20 protein-coding genes and 1 pseudogene are annotated in these 19,021 nt (G+C 70.8%); 11 read left to right on the top strand and 10 right to left on the bottom strand.

The features are described 5' to 3' along the window. Positions 1-24 precede the first annotated feature (24 nt). From KBX34_RS09895 to KBX34_RS09885, 3 genes are read left to right on the top strand one after another with little or no spacing between them, the layout of a single operon-like run. A complete protein-coding gene (locus tag KBX34_RS09895; RefSeq protein WP_210924586.1) occupies positions 25-624 on the top strand; it encodes a copper chaperone PCu(A)C in 600 nt (199 codons plus the stop codon). Further along, a complete protein-coding gene (locus tag KBX34_RS09890) occupies positions 621-1,862 on the top strand; it encodes a Dyp-type peroxidase (RefSeq protein ID WP_210924584.1) in 1,242 nt (413 codons plus the stop codon). Before KBX34_RS09895 ends, KBX34_RS09890 begins: the two co-directional genes overlap by 4 nt. Before the next feature lie 23 nt (positions 1,863-1,885). Beyond that, positions 1,886-2,452, top strand: a complete 567-nt coding sequence (locus KBX34_RS09885; protein ID WP_210924700.1) for a copper resistance CopC family protein — start codon at positions 1,886-1,888, stop codon at positions 2,450-2,452. Between the two features lie 64 nt (positions 2,453-2,516). Here KBX34_RS09885 and KBX34_RS09880 read toward each other — a convergent pair whose 3' ends face one another. Together KBX34_RS09880 and KBX34_RS09875 are read right to left on the bottom strand one after the other, a co-directional pair. Beyond that, complete coding sequence (locus KBX34_RS09880) at positions 2,517-3,650, bottom strand: cupin domain-containing protein (RefSeq protein ID WP_099854819.1); 1,134 nt, start codon at positions 3,648-3,650, stop codon at positions 2,517-2,519. A 13-nt stretch (positions 3,651-3,663) separates the two neighbouring features. Beyond that, complete coding sequence (locus tag KBX34_RS09875) at positions 3,664-4,017, bottom strand: hypothetical protein (protein ID WP_143743246.1); 354 nt, start codon at positions 4,015-4,017, stop codon at positions 3,664-3,666. 199 nt (positions 4,018-4,216) lie between these two features. Between KBX34_RS09875 and KBX34_RS09870 the strand changes: the two genes are divergently transcribed. After that, positions 4,217-5,818, top strand: a complete 1,602-nt coding sequence (locus KBX34_RS09870) for a helix-turn-helix transcriptional regulator (protein ID WP_210924582.1) — start codon at positions 4,217-4,219, stop codon at positions 5,816-5,818. After that, the gene (locus KBX34_RS09865; protein WP_210924580.1) at positions 5,818-6,645 is read left to right on the top strand and encodes a GNAT family N-acetyltransferase; all 828 of its coding nucleotides are present in this window, start codon (positions 5,818-5,820) and stop codon (positions 6,643-6,645) included. The genes KBX34_RS09870 and KBX34_RS09865 overlap by 1 nt, the downstream gene beginning before the upstream one ends. 8 nt (positions 6,646-6,653) lie before the next feature. Here KBX34_RS09865 and KBX34_RS09860 read toward each other — a convergent pair whose 3' ends face one another. Then, positions 6,654-7,664, bottom strand: coding sequence for an aldo/keto reductase (locus KBX34_RS09860; protein WP_088948862.1), 1,011 nt, complete (start codon positions 7,662-7,664; stop codon positions 6,654-6,656). A gap of 116 nt (positions 7,665-7,780) precedes the next feature. Here KBX34_RS09860 and KBX34_RS09855 point away from each other — a divergent pair, with 116 nt between their 5' ends. Then, the gene (locus KBX34_RS09855; protein WP_088948863.1) at positions 7,781-8,389 is read left to right on the top strand and encodes a TetR/AcrR family transcriptional regulator; all 609 of its coding nucleotides are present in this window, start codon (positions 7,781-7,783) and stop codon (positions 8,387-8,389) included. Between the two features lie 30 nt (positions 8,390-8,419). Here KBX34_RS09855 and KBX34_RS09850 read toward each other — a convergent pair whose 3' ends face one another. Beyond that, entirely contained in the window at positions 8,420-9,049 is a 630-nt protein-coding gene (locus tag KBX34_RS09850; protein ID WP_141909955.1) for a VOC family protein, read from the bottom strand. A gap of 125 nt (positions 9,050-9,174) precedes the next feature. Further along, positions 9,175-9,654 carry a MarR family winged helix-turn-helix transcriptional regulator gene (locus KBX34_RS09845; RefSeq protein ID WP_247666800.1) on the bottom strand — a complete coding sequence of 160 codons (480 nt, stop codon included), beginning with the start codon at positions 9,652-9,654 and terminating at the stop codon, positions 9,175-9,177. An 86-nt stretch (positions 9,655-9,740) separates the two neighbouring features. Between KBX34_RS09845 and KBX34_RS09840 the strand changes: the two genes are divergently transcribed. Continuing rightward, positions 9,741-10,586 (top strand): SDR family oxidoreductase, encoded by an 846-nt coding sequence (locus tag KBX34_RS09840; protein ID WP_210924578.1) that lies wholly within the window; start codon positions 9,741-9,743, stop codon positions 10,584-10,586. A gap of 106 nt (positions 10,587-10,692) precedes the next feature. Here the strand turns inward: KBX34_RS09840 and KBX34_RS09835 are convergent, their stop codons facing one another. Next, positions 10,693-11,727 carry a GlxA family transcriptional regulator gene (locus KBX34_RS09835; protein WP_210924576.1) on the bottom strand — a complete coding sequence of 345 codons (1,035 nt, stop codon included), beginning with the start codon at positions 11,725-11,727 and terminating at the stop codon, positions 10,693-10,695. A 110-nt stretch (positions 11,728-11,837) separates the two neighbouring features. Here KBX34_RS09835 and KBX34_RS09830 point away from each other — a divergent pair, with 110 nt between their 5' ends. Beyond that, positions 11,838-12,476, top strand: a complete 639-nt coding sequence (locus KBX34_RS09830) for an HD domain-containing protein (protein WP_210924575.1) — start codon at positions 11,838-11,840, stop codon at positions 12,474-12,476. Between the two features lie 11 nt (positions 12,477-12,487). Here the strand turns inward: KBX34_RS09830 and KBX34_RS09825 are convergent, their stop codons facing one another. Together KBX34_RS09825 and KBX34_RS09820 are read right to left on the bottom strand one after the other, a co-directional pair. After that, complete coding sequence (locus tag KBX34_RS09825) at positions 12,488-13,372, bottom strand: pyridoxal-phosphate dependent enzyme (RefSeq protein ID WP_210790632.1); 885 nt, start codon at positions 13,370-13,372, stop codon at positions 12,488-12,490. Between the two features lie 64 nt (positions 13,373-13,436). After that, positions 13,437-13,970: a hypothetical protein gene (locus KBX34_RS09820; protein ID WP_088948867.1), complete on the bottom strand. Its 534-nt coding sequence runs from the start codon at positions 13,968-13,970 to the stop codon at positions 13,437-13,439. A 329-nt stretch (positions 13,971-14,299) separates the two neighbouring features. Here KBX34_RS09820 and KBX34_RS09815 point away from each other — a divergent pair, with 329 nt between their 5' ends. Both KBX34_RS09815 and KBX34_RS09810 read left to right on the top strand, forming a co-directional pair. Then, positions 14,300-15,514 (top strand): hypothetical protein, encoded by a 1,215-nt coding sequence (locus tag KBX34_RS09815; protein WP_088948868.1) that lies wholly within the window; start codon positions 14,300-14,302, stop codon positions 15,512-15,514. Continuing rightward, entirely contained in the window at positions 15,507-16,088 is a 582-nt protein-coding gene (locus KBX34_RS09810) for a hemerythrin domain-containing protein (RefSeq protein ID WP_210790635.1), read from the top strand. The genes KBX34_RS09815 and KBX34_RS09810 overlap by 8 nt, the downstream gene beginning before the upstream one ends. 104 nt (positions 16,089-16,192) lie before the next feature. Here KBX34_RS09810 and KBX34_RS09805 read toward each other — a convergent pair whose 3' ends face one another. Both KBX34_RS09805 and KBX34_RS09800 read right to left on the bottom strand, forming a co-directional pair. Continuing rightward, positions 16,193-16,906: a GAF and ANTAR domain-containing protein gene (locus KBX34_RS09805; protein WP_088948870.1), complete on the bottom strand. Its 714-nt coding sequence runs from the start codon at positions 16,904-16,906 to the stop codon at positions 16,193-16,195. 208 nt (positions 16,907-17,114) lie between these two features. Next, complete coding sequence (locus tag KBX34_RS09800) at positions 17,115-18,242, bottom strand: DUF4185 domain-containing protein (RefSeq protein ID WP_210790637.1); 1,128 nt, start codon at positions 18,240-18,242, stop codon at positions 17,115-17,117. Positions 18,243-18,472: 230 nt separating this feature from the next. Between KBX34_RS09800 and KBX34_RS09795 the strand changes: the two are divergent. Then, positions 18,473-19,021 (top strand): annotated as a pseudogene (locus KBX34_RS09795) (VCBS repeat-containing protein); the annotation flags it as partial.

Genomic DNA, 19,021 nt, shown 5'->3' with positions numbered 1-19,021 from the left:
CAGCAATCATCGGAGGAAGAACACATGCGCACCACCAGCCCGCTCGGTTCACGCCGCTCGGCCACCGTCCTCACCGCCGCCATCCTGGCGGTGGGCGCCGCCGGTTGTGGCTCGTCCGACTCTCCGTCGGCAGCGCAACCGAGCCCATCCGTGTCGGCCTCGGCCAACCCGGACGCCGGTGTGATCGGCATTCGTGACCCGTGGGTCAAGGCGGCCGACAAGGGGATGACGGCGGCCTTCGGGACCCTGGTCAACGACGGCGACAGCGATGTCACGCTGACCAGTGCCACGACCTCGGTGTCGCCGATGGAGCTGCACGAGATGGCCATGAAGGACGGCAGGATGGTCATGCAGCAGAAGCAGGGCGGCATCGTGATCAAGTCAAAGGGCACGCACGCGTTGGAGCCCGGTGGCGATCACCTCATGCTGATGAACCTCACCAGGCCCGTCCAGGCCGGCGACGAGTTGACCTTCACCCTGACCTTCGCCGACGGCAGGACCCAGCAGTTTCGCGCGGTGGCCAAGCCGTTCACCGGCGCGCAGGAGAGCTACGCCCCCGGGCACGGCGAGCCCATGCCCGGCATGAGCGCTACGCCGGGGATGAGCATGAGCCCGGCATCGTGACCGGGACGGCACCCGTCCGGCCGGTGAGCAGGCGCGGCCTGCTCACCGGCGGGGCTCTCGCCGTCGGTGGTGCCGTGGCCGGCGGGGCCGCGATCGCCGCGACCCGCGCCGGGCAGACCGGAGCACCTCCGGCGACCGCTGCCGACACGGCCCTGGCGTCGACCGTCGGCAGCCTGGTCGAGCCGTTCCACGGCGCCCGGCAGGCCGGGGTGGCCACCGAGCCGCAGGCGCACGCGGCATTCGTCGCGTTGACCCTGCGGGCCGGAACCGACCGGGGCGCGTTGGGCCGGATGCTGCGGCTGCTCACCGACGACGCGGCCCGGCTCACCCGGGGCCAACCCGCCCTGGCCGACACCGAGTCCGAACTCGGGCTGCTACCGGCGCGACTGACGGTGACCTTCGGCTTCGGGCCCGGCCTGTACCGGGCCGCCGGCGTCGACGACCGGCGGCGGGCCTCGGTGGTCGACCTGCCGTCGTTCCGCGTCGACCGGCTCCAGCCGGCCTGGTCCGGCGGTGATCTGCTGTTGCAGATCTGCGCGGACGACGCGATCACCGTCGCCCACGCCCAACGAGTCCTGATCAAGGACAGTCGGCCCTTCGCCACAGTCCGCTGGGTCCAGCAGGGTTTCCGGCGCAGCCCCGGCGTCGAGCCGGGCGGCCACACCCAACGCAACCTGTTCGGCCAGCTCGACGGCACCGCCAACCCCCGGCCCGGCACACCGCTGGACACCGCCCTCTGGGTGCCGGACGGCCCGGCGTGGCTGCGCGACAGCACCACACTGGTGGTGCGCCGCATCAGCATGAACATGGAGACCTGGGACCTGCTCGGCCGCGCCGATCGCGAGCTCGCCGTCGGGCGGCGGCTCCACACCGGCGCTCCCCTCACCGGCACCGCCGAGCACGACGAGCCGGACTTCGCCGTCACCGGCCCCGACGGGCTCACCGTCATCCCCGACTTCTCGCACCTCACCCGGGCGCATGTCACCGACGACCGGCTGAAGATCCTGCGCCGGCCCTACAACTACGACGGGGTGCCGACAGCCGAGGGCCACGCCGACAGCGGGTTGGTCTTCACCTCGTACCAGGCCGACATCGCCAGGCAGTTCCTGCCCATTCAACGCCGGCTGGCCGACCGGGACCTGCTCAACGAATGGACCACGCCGATCGGGTCCGCCGTCTTCGCCATCCCACCCGGATGTCCACCGGACGGTTGGATCGGCGAGCAGGTGCTCGGATGACCCCCGCCAACCGGACACTCGTCATGACCGTGCCGCCGTCCCGTCGCACCGCCGTCCGGCTCGGCGCGGCGGTGCTCGCCGTCGTCGTGGCACTGCTCGTCCCGGCTGCGCCGGCCTGGGCGCACAACTCGCTCAAGTCGGCGACGCCGGCCCGGGAAGCGACAGTGCCGAGCCCACCGACCGAGGTCACCCTCGAATTCATGCAGCGGCTCGACCCCACCTTCACCACCATCGTGCTCACGGACGCCGCCAGGCGGAAGCTCGCCACCGGCGACCCGGTGGTCACCGGAGCGAAAAGCACGGTCCAGGTGACCGACCCACTGCCGAACGGGACGTACACGGTCGCCTACCGCGTCGTCTCCGCCGACGGACACCCGGTCCAGGGGTCGTACCCGTTCACGGTGGCCGACCCGGCGTCCAGCGCCGCGCCGGTCGCCGACCCCGGTACGTCGGCCGCTGCCCCGTCCGCCGTCGCCGCGGTGCCGACCGACGGCGGCCCGGGTGCCGGCGCACTCGTCGCGGGTGCCGCGCTGGCCGCTCTCGTCGTGGTGGCGGCTGGGCTGCTGTGGCGGCGGGCCGCCCGTCGCTGACCCGACCCGCTCTCGCCTCTCCGGCACCCGTCGGAAGCTGATCCGCGAGGGCCGGTCACAGTGGTCAGACCACCGTCTGCTTTGTGGTCGGCAAGGCGTCGACCATCGACTTCTGCACGTTGATCGTGTCCGCGATGATCTCGTGGGGCGTGTTTGCCATCCACTGCATCACCGAGATGTCCTCGAAGCGCGGATGCCGGAACATCTCCAGGAACACCAGCGGTTCGTCGCCGGTGTTCTCTATGTAGTGCCCGTACGCGAACGGCACGTAGCCCACGTCGCCGGCCTGGAAGTCGAACGTCCGGGCGGCGGCCTGGGCCGCGAAGACGCCCATCCGACCGGTGCCGGAGATGTAGTACTGCCACTCGTCGGTGGTGGGGTGCCAGTGCAGCTCGCGCATTCCCCCGGGCTCGACCTCGACGAGGGCGGCGGCGGTGGTCACGGACGCGGCGAAGTTGGTCGAGTCGGTGACCCGTACCGTCCCGCCGCGGAAGCGTTGCGGGGTCTGGGCGGTCATCCGGTGTTTGAAGCTGCGCGGGATGTCACCGGTGGGGCTGATCACCCGGTCCTGTTGCAGGGGCGGCGGCACGTCGCCCTGGAAGATGTACTTCTCCCGCTCGGGCAGGTTCTCCATCTGTTCCATCGTCCAGCCGAAGTTCTTGGCTAGGACGTGCCGGGGCGTGTGGGCGAAGAAGTCGCTGAGCAGGAAGGTGTTGTTCTCCGAGAACGCCCCGTCGTTGAAGACGAGCAGGAACTGCGCGCCCTCGTCCAGCGCCTGGATGTTGTGCGGCACACCCTGCGGAAAGAACCACAGGTCGCCCTCCTTCACGTCCTCGATGAAGTTGCGTCCCTCGTGGTCGACCGCGCTGATCCGGCAACTGCCGCTGAGCATGTACGCCCACTCCGACTGCTGGTGCCAGTGGATCTCGCGGTATCCGCCCGGCTCCAGGCCGAACTGGACGCCGGCCATCTGGGTGGCGATCGGCAGATCCCGGGCGGTGACCTCGCGGGTCCAGCCACCCTTCTCCACCCGGGTGTGCGCCTGGGAGAACGAGAACTTCAGGTTGGGCACCAGTCGACTGTCGGTCGTCGGCGGCACCACCAGGTCGGGGTTCTGCCGCTCAAGTGCGATGTTGCGGCCGGGGATGGGCGGGCCGCCCTGGTCGCCGCGTCGCGGCTGGGGATCGCTGTTCGCCATGATCGCTGTCTCCTCACTCCGGTTGGGCCGGATTGGGCGCGGACACGGATCCACCTCGCAGGCGTGGCCGGGACGGCAGCCCCAGCAGGGTGCGCACCGAGGACCACCCGTACTGGACTGCGATCGCGGCGGGAACCGCCACCGCGGTCGCCACCACCACCAGGCGGGTCCACGGTGGAGCGTGACCACCCGCCCCGGTGCTGGCGAACACGACGAGAGCCAGCAGTACGACCCGGAGCCGGTGCACGCCCGGAAGCCCGGTCCGCCCCGGCTGCTCGCCCCGATCGTTGGCTGTCGAACAGCAGTCGGGCCGACCCGTTGCGCTGCTCGGCAGCCAACCATCGAGGGGCGACGTGGAGTGAGCCATGCTTTCGATGATCGGAGCCGGGCCGGCGCCGTCGCATCACGTGATCGCGCCATTACGGCACGCCAAATCCGGGACGTCGTGGGCCATTCGGCGCAACCGCGCCGGTTCGTCGATCTGGTCGCCCGCCTCTGCCGCCATCGCTAGGCTCGGTCGCAGGACGGCATTTCGACGCGCCGGGTAACCACCGGGGAGAACGCCATTGTCCGAATCATCCTTCAACGCCGGAGCCATCCCGGCTGACGACATCGCCGCCGACGCCGAGCAACGACAACGGTGGCTGTTCGCCGCGGCGGATCAGCTCCGGCTCGACGAGCGCGGCCAGGCTGCCCTGCGCGTCCTTGCGGTGGAGATCGCCGCGAATGGCCGCGGTGAGCGACACCGTGCCCTGCTGCTCGGTCGCCTGGCACAGATCGCGGCGCTGGAGCCACCGTCGGTCGCCTTCGCGGGCCTACGGGAGTCGCTGAACCAACGGCTGGACGCTCCGAGCCGGGCCACTCTGCTCGCCGTCATCGCCACCGTCGCTGCCCGCACCGGGCATCCGGACGCCGATGCCCTGCTGCGCGAGGCGGGCACCGCGCACGCCACAGCGGGTGACTGGTCATCCGCCCGCCACCTCGCCCTCGGCCGGGCCGCCCGCGCGCTGTCGCACGGAGACCTGCCCGGCGCGCACGCCGTCCTGACGGCCATGGACCCGGACGCCAGGGCGGCCCGACGGGACGTCACCTCGGTCCGAGCCGAAGGAATCCTGGTGCAGCTCGGCCTCGGTCGGCACCAGGATGCCCGGACGGCGATCGGTCAGGCCTTCGACGACACCACCTCGACCGGTACGCCGTTGAGCGGCACCCTGACCGCCCTGGACTGCCTGCGCATGGTCGCGGTGGGCGAGTTGCCCGAGGCTGCCGCCCTCGCGGCCACCAGGCTCGGATCCGACTCGGTGGACATCAGTCAGGAGACACGTGCCCTGCTGGTCACGGTCATCGCGGAGGTGCACCACCGCCGGGGCGATCACCATGCGGCGCGCGCCATCCTGCGTACCTGCCTGACCCGGAGACGGTGGCCGGACAGTACGGTGTGGACTCCCGCTCTTTGCGTCGCCGTCCGCGATCCGGCCCTCAGCGAGCCGTCGAGCCTCCTCAACAGCATCGTCGGCGACCTGCACCGGTCAGTGCGGCCTCTCCTGCCCGTGCCGCAGTTCGGCCCCCGCCTGGTCCGCGTGGCAGTGGCCGCTGGCGACACGCAGGCCGCCCGCCGGGTCACCGAACTTGTCGCACTGGTGGCCACACGGACGCCGGTCCCGCTGTGGCAGGCACTGGCGGACCAGACCAGAGGGCTGCTCGATCGCGACCCCGACGCACTCCGGTCGGCGATCGCCGGGCTGCGCACCACCACCGCGTGGCCGGCCCTGGCCGACGCGTTGCTCGACCTCGCCAATAGTCCCCGGCTGTATCCGACCGAGGCGTGGGACGCCGCGCACGAGGCGGCCGCCCTCTACGCCCGCATCGGCGCGCCGGGCGACCAGGCGACCGCCGACCGGAGATGCGCCGAACTCGCTGCCACCCCACGCCGTCGGTCGTCGGTCGATAAGTCGCCCCGCACGGGCATCGACGCGCTCACGCCCGCCGAGGAGCGGGTGGCCGAGATGCTCGCCGCCGGTGCCACCAAGAAGGAAGCGGCCGGGCACCTCTTCGTCTCGTTCCACACGGTGGACACCCAGCTCCGATCCATCTACCACAAGCTGGGTATCAACAACCGCATGCAGCTGGTGCGAGCCTGGGACCGGTACAGGTCGACAATCGGCTGATGATCGACCCATCCGACCTGACCCCGCTCGCCGAAGGCATGGAGTGCGAATTCATGTACTCCTACGAGTCGCGGGCACCCGAGCCCGCGTACACCGATCTCGGGATCGCGACCACGCGCATCGGCGGCGGTGTCGCCCTCGCGATGCGCAACGACCCCTCCGGTGGGTACTGGAGCAAGGCGCTCGGCTTCGGCATCACCGAGCCGTTCACGGCGCGAATCCTGGACGACGTCCTCGACTTCTACCGGGAGCAGGGCGTCGGTCAGGCCGTCCTCCAGCTTGTCCCGTCGGTGCTGCCCGCAGGCTTCGACGAGATCGCCGCGGCACGCGGGCTCGAAGCGGGGAGCACCTGGCTCAAGCTCGCCGCCCGACCCGGTGACGTCGCTGCGGCCCCGACCCGCCTGCGCGTCGGCCCGGTGCCGACGGCCGAGGCGGAGCGCTGGGCGAACGTCGTGCTCTCCGGCTTCGGCATGCCGGCCGGTGGGCTCACCGACATGCTGACGGCGACCGTGGGCGAGCCAGCCTGGCGGCCGTACGCGGCGTGGGACGACGCGGAGCTCGTGGCGGGCGGCAACCTGTTCCTGCACGACCGGGCCGCGTCGCTCAACGCCGCCGCGACGGCACCCGGTCACCGCGGCCTCGGTGCGCAGTCGGCGCTGATCGCCGCCCGCGCCCGAGCCGCGGCCGAGGCCGGATGCCAATGGCTGTTCGCCGAGACCGGGAACCCCGCACCCGGTACGCAGAACCCGTCGCTGAACAACATGCGTCGCGCCGGGCTGGTGCCGCTCTACGAGCGCCGCAACTGGGTCTGGCGGTCAACTCCCTGACGTGGCCGTCACTTCTCGCTGTCGAGCAGGTCCATCATCGGCGCCGCGTACCGCTGGCCGGAGGCGGCACCGGCCGGCACGGCACGCTCGATCTCGTCCAACGTCTCCTGATCCAGCGTCAGGTCGGCTGCGGCCAACGACTCGGCCAGCCGATCCCGCCGCCGCGCGCCGACCAGTGGCACGATCTGCTCACCCTGCGCGGCGACCCAGGCGATCGCCACCTGACTCGTGGTCGCCCCCAGCCGCTGGGCGACCCGGCCGAGCGCGTCCACGAGGCGCAGGTTCGCGGCCAGGTGCTCGCCCTGGAACCGTGGGCTGTTCGCCCGGAAGTCCGTGCCGGTCAGCTCACGGTCCGCCGACCAGTGCCCGCTGAGCAGACCTCGGGACAGCACACCGTAGGCGGTCAGGCCGATGCCCAGCTCGCGCAGCGCCGGCAGGATCGTGGCCTCCGGGCCACGCGACAGCAGCGAGTACTCGATCTGGACGTCACTGATCGGTGCCACCGCGGCAGCCCGACGGATGCTGTCCGCGCTCACCTCGGAGAGCCCGATGTGCCGGATGTAGCCGGCCTGCTGCATGTCGAGCAGCGCGCCCACGGTCTCCTCGACCGGCACCTGCGGGTTCAGCCGCGACGGCCGGTAGATGTCGATGTAGTCGGTGCCCAACCGGCGCAGCGAGTACGCCAGCCGGTCCTTCACCGCTGCCGCCGACACGTCGTACGGTGCCGCCTGGAACCCGCCGTCCGGTGTCCGGCGCGCGCCGAACTTGACGCTGATCACCAGCTCCTCCCGGCGACGCTCCCGCAGCACACGGCCGATCAGCATCTCGTTGTGGCCCGACCCGTAGAAGTCGGCGGTGTCGACCAGGTTCACACCGGCGTCGATCGCCGCGTGCAGGGTCGCGATGCTCTCCGCCTCGTCGGCCGGCCCGTACAGGTCCGACATGCCCATCGCACCGAGGCCGATGATCGACACTTCCGGCCCGGAGGCACCCAACTGTCGCCGTCGTAGACCCGTCATGTTCCTCGTCTCCTTCGGTCGTCGTCGCGGTGCGTCCTGCTGTCGGGGCACCGTTGTGTACGCTGTGTCCATATAACCAGCACGAAGACACTCTGTCCATATAACTCGGAGGACCAGTGGCCCAGCTCACCCCGGATGCGAACACGCCACCCCGGCGTGGCCGTGGTCGCCGACCCGCCGACCAGGTACGCGCGGAGATCCTCACGGCCGCCGGTGATCTGCTGCTGGCCGAGGGCATGGCCGGCTTCACCATCGAGAAGGTCGCCGCCCAAGCCGGGGCCAGCCGGATGACGATCTACAAGTGGTGGCCCTCAAAGGGGGCACTCGCCCTGGACGGCTACTTCACCGTCGTCGCGCCCACGCTGGCCTTCACTGACACCGCCGACATCGTCGCCGACCTGACCAACCAGCTCGTCGCCTTCGTCCACCTCGTGCGCGACACCCCCGCCGGGCGGGTCATCGCCCACCTCATCGCGCAGGCGCAGACCGACCCCGAGCTGGCCGACGCCTATCGGCAGCGCTACTCGGGCCCCCGCCGGGCCCTCGCCGTGGAAGCCCTCACCCGGGCCATGGCCCGGGGGCAGCTACGCGCCGACATCGACCCCGAATCCGTGGTCGACCAGCTCTGGGGCGCCTGCTACCACCGGCTCCTCGTCCCCGACCTGCCGCTCACCGAGGACTTCGCCCGCACCCTGGTCGACAACCTCGTCCGCGGGCTGCGCTGACCGGCCGACCGCCGCCTCGCGTCGCGGGGCTCACTCGGGTGGCGTGGCCCCCGACTGCTCGCTGACCATGTACGCCGCGTACCAGTCGGGCCAGTTCTCGTCCCGCTGGCCGGTGCGCTCCTCGTGCTCGCCGTGGGCGGCAGCCGCGCGTCGCATCGCGCTCGCCAGGTCGGTCGCCGAGCCGTACGACGTCAGCCCACTCTCGATCCGACCCGGAAGCCTGTTCGTGATCTCCTGCATCAGCCAGGTGTTGCCGTCCGGGTCGCGGAACGTGGCGCGCGAGACGTAGCTGCGCCGCTCCGGGTCCAGCCCGTCAACCGGGCCGGCCGGGCTTACGTGGAAGACCCCGCCGACCTCGACACCGGCGGAGACCAGGGCGTTGCGGGTCGCCTCGATGTCGGACACGACCAGGTAGGCCATGGCCGAGCCGGGCGCCGCCGGCGTGAGCCCGGGGCCGAACTGCACGGAGCACCCGGAACCGTGCGGCGTCAGCTGGACGATGCCCGGCGGCGTCTGGTCGAGGCGCCACCCGAGGCGTACGTAGAACGCCTTCGCGCGGTCGACGTCCGACACCGGGATGACGATCACCTCCAGCTTCATGTCGACGCCCTCGACGCCCGACATGCCGCTCGCGTCGCCCTGAGCACTCTTCGGGCTCATCGCTGCCCCTTCCCGATCACCACGGAACCGCCTGCGTCTCTGCGGGATGCCGCGTTCCCGACATCAGCCGGACGACACCTTCGCGGCCCTACGCACCCCGACAGGGCGCGACGGGTGACGCCGTCTCAGCCCTCGGTGTCGTGACCGGTTGCCGGGAGGCTCGCCACGCCACGGCCCAGCGCGCTGCGGAAATCCTGATAGAGATCGGAGCCGAGCGTGTCGGAGAGTTTCTGCTCGATCAGGTTCACGATCCCGTCCGAGAGCTCCATGAACCTGAGGCCCCGATCGGTCGGCACGATCAGCTTCGCCCGCCGGTCGGCCGGGTCGGGCGTACGCCGGACGTAGCCCAGCCGCTCCAACTCGTCGAGGATCGCGCCCATCGTCTGCTTGTTGCGGCCTGCCAGGCGGGCGAGCTCGCCGGGGCGGGTGCCCTCCGCGTCCAGGTACGCGAGCACCGCGCCGTGGCGGGGCCGGACGTCGTCGAACCCGTGCTCGGCGGAGCGCCGGAAGATCTCGCGCTGGACGCGCGCGGAGAGCTGCACGGCCAGGATGCCGAGGTCCGGGTCCTGCTCCTTGAGTGTGCTGCGCTTCATAAGTTGGTCCAATCATTGGACGGTACAGCTTTTGGACTATATGGTCGCTGACGTCGACCAGCGGCCCGACCGCGGTCCACCTGACCGGGAGGACGACCATGACCATTCTGATCACCGGAGCAAACGGCACCGTGTCGAGGGAGGTGCTGCGGGAGCTCGCCGGCGCGCAGCCGGTGCGCGCCCTCGTACGGGACATGTCTCGCACGCCCAGGCTCGACGGTGTCGACTACGTCGTCGGCGACCTGGACAGCCCCGCCACGCTGACCCCGGCGTTCGAGGGCGTGACGACCCTGTGGCTGCTGACGCCGATGGGCCCGACGGCGCCGAGCCAGAGCATGAACGCGGTGTGGGCCGCCCGGCAGGCCGGAGTGCGGCACATCGTCCGACTCTCCGCCATCGGTGCCGCACACGACGCGCCCACCCGCAACGGCCGCCTGCACGCGCTCTCCGACGCCGAGCTGCAGGAGTCGGGCATCCCCTGGACGATCCTGCGCCCGAGCCACTTCATGCAGAACCTGCTCGGCTCCAAGGCCGGAGAGCACCTCTACGGGCTCTTCGGCGAGGCGCGGGTCGGTGTGATCGACGCACGGGACATCGCCGCCACAGGGGCGGCGATCCTCGCCGCGCCCGGGCGGCACGAGAGCAGGATCTACACGCCCACCGGCCCGGAGAGCATCACCCTGCACCAGGCCGCCGACGACATCGCCCGTACGCTCGGACAGCCGGTGCGCTACGTACCGCAGAGCCCGGAAGAGGCACGCGACAACCTGCTCCGGGCGGGCCTCGACCAGTGGACGGCGGAGGTCCTCGCCGAGTACCGGGTCGCCTACGGCTCCGGTTGGGGCGACTTCACCAACGATCATGTCGAGAACGTCGTCGGCCGGGCGCCGCGGAGCTTCACCGAGTTCGCCAACGACCACCGCGAGCAGTTCGCCACGGCCTGACCCCCGTTCCACATCTCGGCGCGGTGCCCTTCGGTGCGACCCCACCGGAGGGCACTGCCACGTCGCACGCTGATCAGCGCGGGAGCGACGGGCAGCGGTCGCGCGGTCACGGTTCGACGACGTCCTCGTCGTCCAGCACCGTCGCCGGGTCACGTGCCGTCCTGCGGAACCGCTGCTGGTAGGCACGTGGCGACACTCCGACCCGGGTGAGGAACATCCGGCGCAACGTCTCCGGGCTGCCGACGCCGACCTGTTGGGCGCAGGCGGTGACCGACTGGCCCGCGTGCAGCAGGCGGATGGCCGCGTCGACCCGCACGCCCTCCACGTACTTGCTGGGGCTGCTGCCCAGCTCCTGCCGGAACAGCCGGGAGAGGTGACGCGGGCTGACATGGGCCCGGCTGGCGGGGGCGGTCACCGAGTGGTCGCCAGCCGGGTCCGCTGCCACCGCGTCAGTCACCTGTCGCAGCACCGGGGTGCCCGGTCGGGGCAGGGCCAGCGAGGGAGAGAACTGCGACTGACCGCCGGGCCGTTGCAGGAACACGACCAGTGACTGCGCGACCGACCGGGCGATCTCCTCGCCGTGGTCGCGCTCGACCAGGGCCAGCGCGAGGTCGATGCCGGCGGACACACCGGCGGACGTGAAGATCGTCCCGTCTTGCACGAAGATGGCATCGGGCTCCACCCGCACCCTCGGGAACGCGGCAGCGAGCAGTCGGGCGTGCTGCCAGTGGGTCGTCGCGCGCCGGCCGTCCAGCAGGCCGGCGCCGGCGAGCACGAAGGCGCCGGTGCAGACCGAGGCCGTACGAGCGGCCCGGCGGGACAGAGCCGTCGCGGCGGCGGTGAGTTCAGCACTGATCGGGTTCGTCGGGAGCGCATCGCCGCCGACCACGAGGGCGGTCCCGACGTCGGTCGCCGAGTCGACGTCGCCGTCCACGGGGACGCGCATACCCGTCGAGGCGCGCACCGCGGCGCCGTCGCTGGAGCGCACCTCCAGCTCGTACCGTGCGCCGAACCTGGCGGCCTCCGCGAATACCTCGAACGGCCCGGCCAGGTCGAGTAGCTTCATCCCGTCGAAGACCAGAGCCGTCACCCGGTGCGGCTCTGCCGCCGGACTGCCCACAGCGTGGCCCCCTTCACCCATGTCCCGATCTGAGGGAAGCATGGCAGATGGGACGGGGCGCTGATCGGTCCGCTCGGGTGACGCTTGACGCATCGGAGCCCGGCCGGGCTCCCGGACCGACAGGAACCTCCATGAGCCAGACGATCGCCGGCATCGAGATCCCCGACTCACGTCTCGCCAACGACGCCACCGAGCTCGTCCGCCAGGCCACCGACGACCTGCTGTTCCATCACTCCCGGCGGGTCTTCGTCTTCGGCTCGCTCCAGGGTCGGCGGCTCGGCCTGAGGGCCGACCCCGAGCTGCTCTACGTGGGCGCGATGTTCCATGACCTGGGGCTGACCGAACGCTACCGCCGCGACGATCAGCGCTTCGAACTCGACGGCGCGGACGAGGCACGCCGCTTCCTCCGGTCGAACGGCATCGGCGAGCGCGAGGCGCGGCTCGTGTGGGAGGGCATCGCCCTGCACACCACGCCGGAGGTCCCGTACCGCCTGGAGCCCGAGGTCGCCCTCGTCACCGCCGGGGTCGAGACGGACGTGCTCGGCATCGGCTACCACGAGTTGTCGCCCGCCGACATCGCGGCGGTCACCACGGCGCACCCGCGGCCGAACTTCAAGCGAGCCATCGTCGACGCGTTCGCCGACGGCTTCCGGCACCGGCCGGACACCACCTTCGGCACCGTCAACGGTGACGTGCTGGAGCACCGGGTGCCCGGCTACCGCCACATCGACTTCGTCCGGGTCATCGAGGAGTCCGCCTGGCCCGAATGAGACCCGGGGACCTAGACCTGCGGGTGGCCGAAGAGGCCGGGAAGGCCGCCGGTGTGCAGAAAGATCACCCGGTCGCCGTGCGGGAAGCTGCCGGCCAGCAGCGCAGCCATCGCCCGACCGGTGTACGTCGGGTCCAGGAAGACCCCCTCGTCGCGCGCGGTCGTCTCCAACGCCGCCCGCGCCGTGTCGGTGAGCGTGCGGTACCCGGCGCCCACCTGGGAGCCGTCGATCCGCAGCGCGTCCGGCTCGACCTCGCCGACGAGCAGCCCGGCGACAGTCGCGCGCGGGTCGGGCACGGCGCCGACACTCACGCCGACAACCCGCTCGGCGCCCAGTTCCTGCACGAGGCCGGCCATCGTCCCACCGGAGCCGAGCGCCACCACGACCTCGGCCGAGTCGATGTCCGGCACCTGGGCGCGCAGCTCCCGAGCGCAGTCCACGTAACCCTGGGTGGACGCGGGCGAGGTGCCGCCGAACGGGATGAGGTACGCGGATCGGCTCTCCGCCTCGTGCGCCACCACCTCGGCGAGCGGTCGGTGCCCGCCCCAGACGATCTCGGCGCCGGCGAGCCCGTCGAGCAGCAGGTTGCCGCGCTGCTCGTCCGGGGGCGGGCCGTCGAGCACCAGCACGCAGGCGAGGCCGAGCCGGGCGGCTGCGGCGGCGGTGAGGCGGGCGTGGTTGCTCTGCGGTGCGCCGGAGGTGATCACGGTGGTGGCGCCGACTGCGAGCGCCTCGGCGCAGGTGTACTGCAACTTGCGGATCTTGTTGCCGCCACCGCCGAGGCCGTTGAGGTCGTCACGCTTGAACCAGAGCTCGGCCAGGCCCAGCCGGGCGGCGAGCCGGGGCGCGGCCTCCAGCGGAGTCGGCCAGGTGCCGAGGGAAACGGGGGCGATCATCCGTGCAGCTAATCACTCCACTGCCCCGCCCGCAGCACCTCGGCCGACAGTGGCAGGTGACGCGTCAGCCCCGACGCACCGCGGCACGCGGCAGCGGGCCGACGTCCGAGTGGCGACCGGGCCGGAGTGCCGCGTGCCGCTGTCCAGGTCCGGCGCCGTCGCGGGCGGCGAGCACATCCGCCACCGCGCCGGTGGCGAACCCGTAGATGGACTTGTGCACCATGTCGATGGCGAGTTCCGCACGTGGCCAGGTCAGCGGGGGCGCCCCCACACCGGTGGCGTTCTCCAGGATCTGGTCGCTGGTCAGGCGCACCGCCGTGAACATCCCCGAGGCCCAGGTGCCGCGCAGGCCGGCCTGGGCCATGACACTTCGCAGCACGCCGACCAGCGCGCCCTGCCCGTAGTGCATCGCCAGGTTCTGCCACCGCGGCTGCTGCCCCGGACGTTCCGGCAGGCCAGTCAGCCGTGCCAGCACCCGGGCCGGCACGTACGAGTCGGGTCGGCCTGTCACCCGTTGCTCGACCTTCTCGGCAGCCGTCATCACCGCCGCCCCCACCAGACCTGCCACCAGTCCCTGCCACACCGCTCTCTTCAGCATGGTGGACGCCCTACCCAGTGGACGGGTACTCACACCCGTCTCCAGCCTCGCGTGGCCGCCGGATCCAGGTCCCGGAGGACGGGTTTGGTTTGTGCCCGCTTGCCGTGGGTAGCGTGATTTTCGGGTCAAGACACGCGCCCTTCGATGGTCATCCCTGCCTCGCGCCCACACGCGGCGGGTGGGCACCCTCGTCGATGGCGGAGGCAACGTGTGACGGACCGGATTCCTCTTCCGCAGCCACCACTCCACGGCCGTGTCCTCAGCGCGGCCCGGGTGGCGCCGCACCCTGCCCTCCGCGTATGTCCCACCTCCCCCGACAAAGGAGAGAGATGTTCAACCCCCTGGACCACAAAGGAATCCCGCTCGACGGTCAGATCCGCAACTGGCGTGAACTGAACGTCGAGCCGATCGACCCGGAGGCGGTCGACCCGTACACCCGGTGCCGGATCATCACGATGAACGGCATCGAGGTCGAGGCGATCAACTTCCAGCACCAGTTCGCCCGGAACTGCCCGGACCAGGAGGTCCGCCGGCAGCTCGCCTACGTCCGGTACGTGGAGAGCCAGCAGCAGAGGGTGGTGAACTGGCTGCTTCCCGGCGTCGCCAGCGTGCTCGAGACGACGCTCGGCTACGAACAGGTGGCCGTCGACCTCACCGCCTGGGTGGCCCGACACGAACCCGACCCCTACCTCAAGCAGGCGTACGAGTTCGGCGTGCTGGAGGACTTCGACCACCTGTACCGCTACGCCAACCTCTACGAGATGGTCGAACGGCGTAAGGCGGAGAAGATCGTCAACGGTCTCACCGAGGTCATGCCGGGTCGGCCGACCATTCAGGAGCACCGGCACCCCTTCGACGAGGTTCGCACCCCGTACGACCGCAACTCGGTGGACCCGCGCTCGAAGCTGCACGCGTTGACGATCCTCTCGGCGGAGCAGCAGGTGATGTTCTACTACATGAACGTCGGCCCGCAGTACATGGAACCGATCGCGCGCCAGCTCTACCAGGAGATCAGCCTCATCGAGCAGGAGCACGTCACCCACTACGAGTCCCTGCTGGACCCGGGCGAGAACTGGTGGGAGCGACTGCTCACCCACGAGTACAACGAGTGCTGGCTCTACTACTCCTTCCTGCAACAGGAGAGCGACCCCCGGATCAAGGCAGTCTGGGAGCTGCACCTGCAGATGGAGCTGGCTCACCTCCAGCAGGCCGCCGACCTGTTGCGCCGGCACGACGGCCGGGAACCCGAGGAGATCGTCGGCACGGCCGGGTTGCCGGAGCCGCTGACCTTCGAGCCCAACAAGGACTACCTGCGCCACCTGCTGGCCACCCAGATGGATCTCACCAAACTCGGCGAGGGCTACGTCCGTGAGGCCCACGAGCGTTTCGAGTGGATGCAGGAGCAACTGCACGACGGCCAGAAGCCGCCGAGCGAGCAGGTCATCGACATGCACCGGGAACGCTTCGGCGACGAGTACCGAATGGAGACCGAGGGGCCGCACCCGATCGAGGCGCTGCGCGCCGAAGGAGGCAGCCATGCCTGACGCCGACGCTCCGACCACGCCCGGGCCCGAGGAGGACGTGGTCGACCTGCTGCTCGCGCAGCACGCCCAGATCGAGCAGCTCTTCCTGCTGGTCATCGGCAGCACCGGCGACACCCGGCGGGACGCCTTCGACGATCTGGTCAAGCTCCTCGCCGCGCACGAGACCGCCGAGGAGGAGGTCGTCCACCCGCTCGCCCGGACGCTGCCCGGTGGGGGTGGGGACGCGATGGTCGACGACCGGCTCGACGAGGAGCGGCAGGCGAAGGAGACCCTGCAAACCCTGATCAAGGGCGGTGTGGACGCCGACGGCTTCGACACCGGGATCGTCCTGCTGCGCGACGCCGTACTCACGCACGCCCGTTACGAGGAACGCTACGAGTTCCCCCAGCTGCGCCAGCACGTCCCGGTCGACCGGCTGCGCAGCCTCGCCACCGCCGTGCGGGCGGCGGAGGCGTCCGCGCCGACGCGGCCGCATCCCAGCGCCCAGTCCGCGAAGGGCAACCTGGCCGCCGGTCCGGTACTGGCGGTCATCGACCGGGTACGCGACGCGGTGCGCAAGCCGTCGGAGAGCTGACCGGAATCAGGCGGGCGGTGATCCGGTCCGCGTGATCTGCCGACAGGGCCACCCGCCTCGTGCGGGTGGCCCTGTCGGTGAGCATCGTGCAGTCGCGGCGTGGCTCACCCGCGCTTCTTTCCGACAGCCTGGGCGACAAGGGCCTCCGCGACCTCGCGCACCTTGCGGTTGGTGTCCTGGGAGATCTTCGACAGCAGCGCGAACGCCTCCTCCGACGAGCACCGCCGGTCCCCCATGATGATCCCTTTGGCCTGCTCGATCACGGCTCGGCTGCGCATCGCCTCCTGCATCTGCGCTGCCAGTGTGGCGGCGTTCTCGTACAGGTGCGCGTTGGCCAGGGCCACCGCCGCGTACGCGGCGAAGCCTTCCGCGTTCGCGATCGAGGACGAATCGAAGGCGTTCGGCGAGTCGCTGTAGACGTTGAGCGCGCCCACCACCGACCCCTGGATGGGAAGCCCGATCGAGAGAGAGCTCTGCACCCCGGCGGCGCGGGCCTTCTCCGCCCATGCGGGCCAGCGATCTTCGGTGGTCATGTCCGGCACCGAGATGGTGTCACCGCTGGCGGACGCATCGAGGCACGGGCCGCGGTGCTCCTCGTACTGCCACTCGTCCAACTTACGGGCCAACTCGCCGGTGAACGCCCCGGTCGAACCGACCTGCCCCCGAACCAGGGTGACGGTCACCTCCCTGGTCCCGGGAATGCTCCGGTTGGCGAGTTCGGCGATCCGGCCCAGCATGTCGTCGAGGCTGATCTCGTCGAGTCTGACCCGGCTCAGCTCGGCCAACGCGTCAGCGGGTTGCATCGTCGGCTGCGTCATCGCCGTAGGCCCTCCTCGATCAGCGTCCGCCAAAATGCGACATTCCGGGATGGCCGGCACCCCGTCAACTGCGCTCCGGGGCGTTCGTCGTCAATCTTGGTCCTACCCCCTGACTCACCCACTCACACCCCGCCCGGAACGTGGCGGGCCGCGTTCCCGCCGATCAGCTCAGGCAGGTCGGGCCCGGGAGCGCCAGGTCAGCGCCTCGTCACACCGAGCCGGCGAACTGGCTGACGTGGTAGGCGGTGCTGCGGCCGTCCGGCGTACGCGTCCACTTGGAGACCATCAGGTGAAGATCGTTGGCGTTGCGGCTCGACCAGGGATGGATGAACCCACCGTAGAGAGCCGGCTCCTGCCAGCTCGTCACCTGGATCTTCTCCGCCGTCCACGCCCGGTCCGGTCCGGACGCGGTCCGGGTGACCAGGCACCCGTTCTGGCAGTTTAGGTATGACATCACCCAGGTCCCGTCGGCCAGGCGGCGCACCGATGGTTCACCGAAACGGCCGGTGAGGATGGGTGTGCAGGGCCGGCCCCAGCCCCAGTTGGTGCCGTTCCAGCCCCAGCCCTCGTACGACTCGGGGTAGAACAGCCGGTCCCAGCGGACGCGGCGCAGCATCATCGGGCCGTCCTGCCGCCCCGCGCGCACCGAGAAGACGTAGACGTGATCGCCGTCGCGCTGCATGGTCCACATCTGGAACGGGTCCCTGTTGTCCGGGCTGTTCCACCACTTGAGCGGCGTACGGACGAAGTCGTTGCCGTTGTCGGAGAACGCCAGCCCCGCGTAGCGGGACTTCCACTGCGGCCCGGCCGGGCCGGCGGAGTTCCAGTTCTCGATGCTCATGTAGGAGATGACCTGCCGGTCGGTCTCCGGGAAGCTGATGCCGTCGTTGGGGATGACTGTCACCTCCGGCAGCCCGTCGATGCCGATGCCGTGGTGGCCGTTGTGCATCAGCTCGGGCGCGCGCCCGTTGCCGGCCACCCGCGCCGCGCTGTCGAAGACCACTCCACCCGCCGCGGCGGGGTGGACGGCTGAACGCAGCATCACCGGTGAGCGCCAGTCGTTCGGCACGGGCGGTCCCTCGGGCCACGGTGTGTCGAAGGTGTCGCCGAAGAGGTAGCCGATCGAGCCGTTCTCCAGCACGTACGGGATGCCCAGATCGGTGCCGGCCACCCGCCAGCGGCTGGAGGTGTCGAGGTCGGCGCCGGTCAACCGCTTCTTCCACACCGCGGCCTGGGCCGGCGCTGCCGTTGTCAGGACCGTGCCGACGGCACCGAGCGCGCCGGCCGCACCTATCGCGGCGGCGCGACCGAGCAGCGAGCGACGTCGCACACCCATGGCTGTCCCCTCCGGTCGGATCGATGCCCTCGACACCGGTTGCGGGCGAGTAAACCCGCGACAATCGTCGGTGTCAATACCTGCCCGCCCTGACCCGTGCAATGAAGGAATTCTTCATGACGCATTGACATCGATCATCGCCCTGATGACACTCTCAGCATTCGATACGGGTGTCCGAGGCGGTTCGCGACGCCACCAGGATGGCCGCTCGAGCCCCTGGGAGGAGCAGCGTGAGACGTACTCTCCTGGCCCTGCTGGTCGCCCTCGGCACCGCCGCGGCGACGGTCATGGCGGCGCCCGCGCAGGCCGACCCGGTCGGCACCCTGGCCTGCACCTCCATCCCGGCCAACCGCGACCCCGCGGTGACCCTGGTCGTCTACCGGGTCGCCCGCGCGCACAACGCCAACGACAAGGTGACGCTGTCCGCCTTCGAGGCGGGCTGGGTCGAGTCACACATGAACAACCTGCCGTGTGGCGACAAGTCGTCGCTCGGGGTCTTCCAGCAGCGCTGGGACTACGGCTGGGGAACGCCAGAGCAGATCATGGACCCGGTCTACGCCAGCACCCAGTACGTCACCCGGGCGATCGTCTGCGACCGCAACAACCCGGGGTTCAGCGCCGGCCAGGTCGCCCAGTGCGTCCAACGGTCGGGTTTTCCCGACCGGTACGACCAGGCGGCCGCCACGGCGCGGGCCCAGCTCAACGAGGCGGCCCGGACCCACGCCATCGCCGGCGGATCCGCCACCGACGTCACCGGCGACGGCCGCGACGACATCGTC

This window comes from Micromonospora sp. M61 (genome assembly GCF_018070245.1).
Lineage (GTDB): Bacteria > Actinomycetota > Actinomycetes > Mycobacteriales > Micromonosporaceae > Micromonospora > Micromonospora zamorensis.
This window is presented reverse-complemented; position numbering and strand designations above follow the sequence as displayed.

What these genes read in the sequence shown, in the direction of transcription:
- KBX34_RS09895 (WP_210924586.1), top strand. Translation starts at nt 25, where the DNA reads ATGCGCACCACCAGCCCGCTCGGTTCACGCCGCTCGGCCACCGTCCTC.
- KBX34_RS09885 (WP_210924700.1), top strand. Translation starts at nt 1,886, where the DNA reads ATGACCGTGCCGCCGTCCCGTCGCACCGCCGTCCGGCTCGGCGCGGCG.
- KBX34_RS09880 (WP_099854819.1), bottom strand. Translation starts at nt 3,650, where the DNA reads ATGGCGAACAGCGATCCCCAGCCGCGACGCGGCGACCAGGGCGGCCCG.
- KBX34_RS09875 (WP_143743246.1), bottom strand. Translation starts at nt 4,017, where the DNA reads ATGGCTCACTCCACGTCGCCCCTCGATGGTTGGCTGCCGAGCAGCGCA.
- KBX34_RS09865 (WP_210924580.1), top strand. Translation starts at nt 5,818, where the DNA reads ATGATCGACCCATCCGACCTGACCCCGCTCGCCGAAGGCATGGAGTGC.
- KBX34_RS09860 (WP_088948862.1), bottom strand. Translation starts at nt 7,664, where the DNA reads ATGACGGGTCTACGACGGCGACAGTTGGGTGCCTCCGGGCCGGAAGTG.
- KBX34_RS09850 (WP_141909955.1), bottom strand. Translation starts at nt 9,049, where the DNA reads ATGAGCCCGAAGAGTGCTCAGGGCGACGCGAGCGGCATGTCGGGCGTC.
- KBX34_RS09840 (WP_210924578.1), top strand. Translation starts at nt 9,741, where the DNA reads ATGACCATTCTGATCACCGGAGCAAACGGCACCGTGTCGAGGGAGGTG.
- KBX34_RS09835 (WP_210924576.1), bottom strand. Translation starts at nt 11,727, where the DNA reads ATGGGTGAAGGGGGCCACGCTGTGGGCAGTCCGGCGGCAGAGCCGCAC.
- KBX34_RS09830 (WP_210924575.1), top strand. Translation starts at nt 11,838, where the DNA reads ATGAGCCAGACGATCGCCGGCATCGAGATCCCCGACTCACGTCTCGCC.
- KBX34_RS09825 (WP_210790632.1), bottom strand. Translation starts at nt 13,372, where the DNA reads ATGATCGCCCCCGTTTCCCTCGGCACCTGGCCGACTCCGCTGGAGGCC.
- KBX34_RS09820 (WP_088948867.1), bottom strand. Translation starts at nt 13,970, where the DNA reads ATGCTGAAGAGAGCGGTGTGGCAGGGACTGGTGGCAGGTCTGGTGGGG.
- KBX34_RS09815 (WP_088948868.1), top strand. Translation starts at nt 14,300, where the DNA reads ATGTTCAACCCCCTGGACCACAAAGGAATCCCGCTCGACGGTCAGATC.
- KBX34_RS09810 (WP_210790635.1), top strand. Translation starts at nt 15,507, where the DNA reads ATGCCTGACGCCGACGCTCCGACCACGCCCGGGCCCGAGGAGGACGTG.
- KBX34_RS09805 (WP_088948870.1), bottom strand. Translation starts at nt 16,906, where the DNA reads ATGACGCAGCCGACGATGCAACCCGCTGACGCGTTGGCCGAGCTGAGC.
- KBX34_RS09800 (WP_210790637.1), bottom strand. Translation starts at nt 18,242, where the DNA reads ATGGGTGTGCGACGTCGCTCGCTGCTCGGTCGCGCCGCCGCGATAGGT.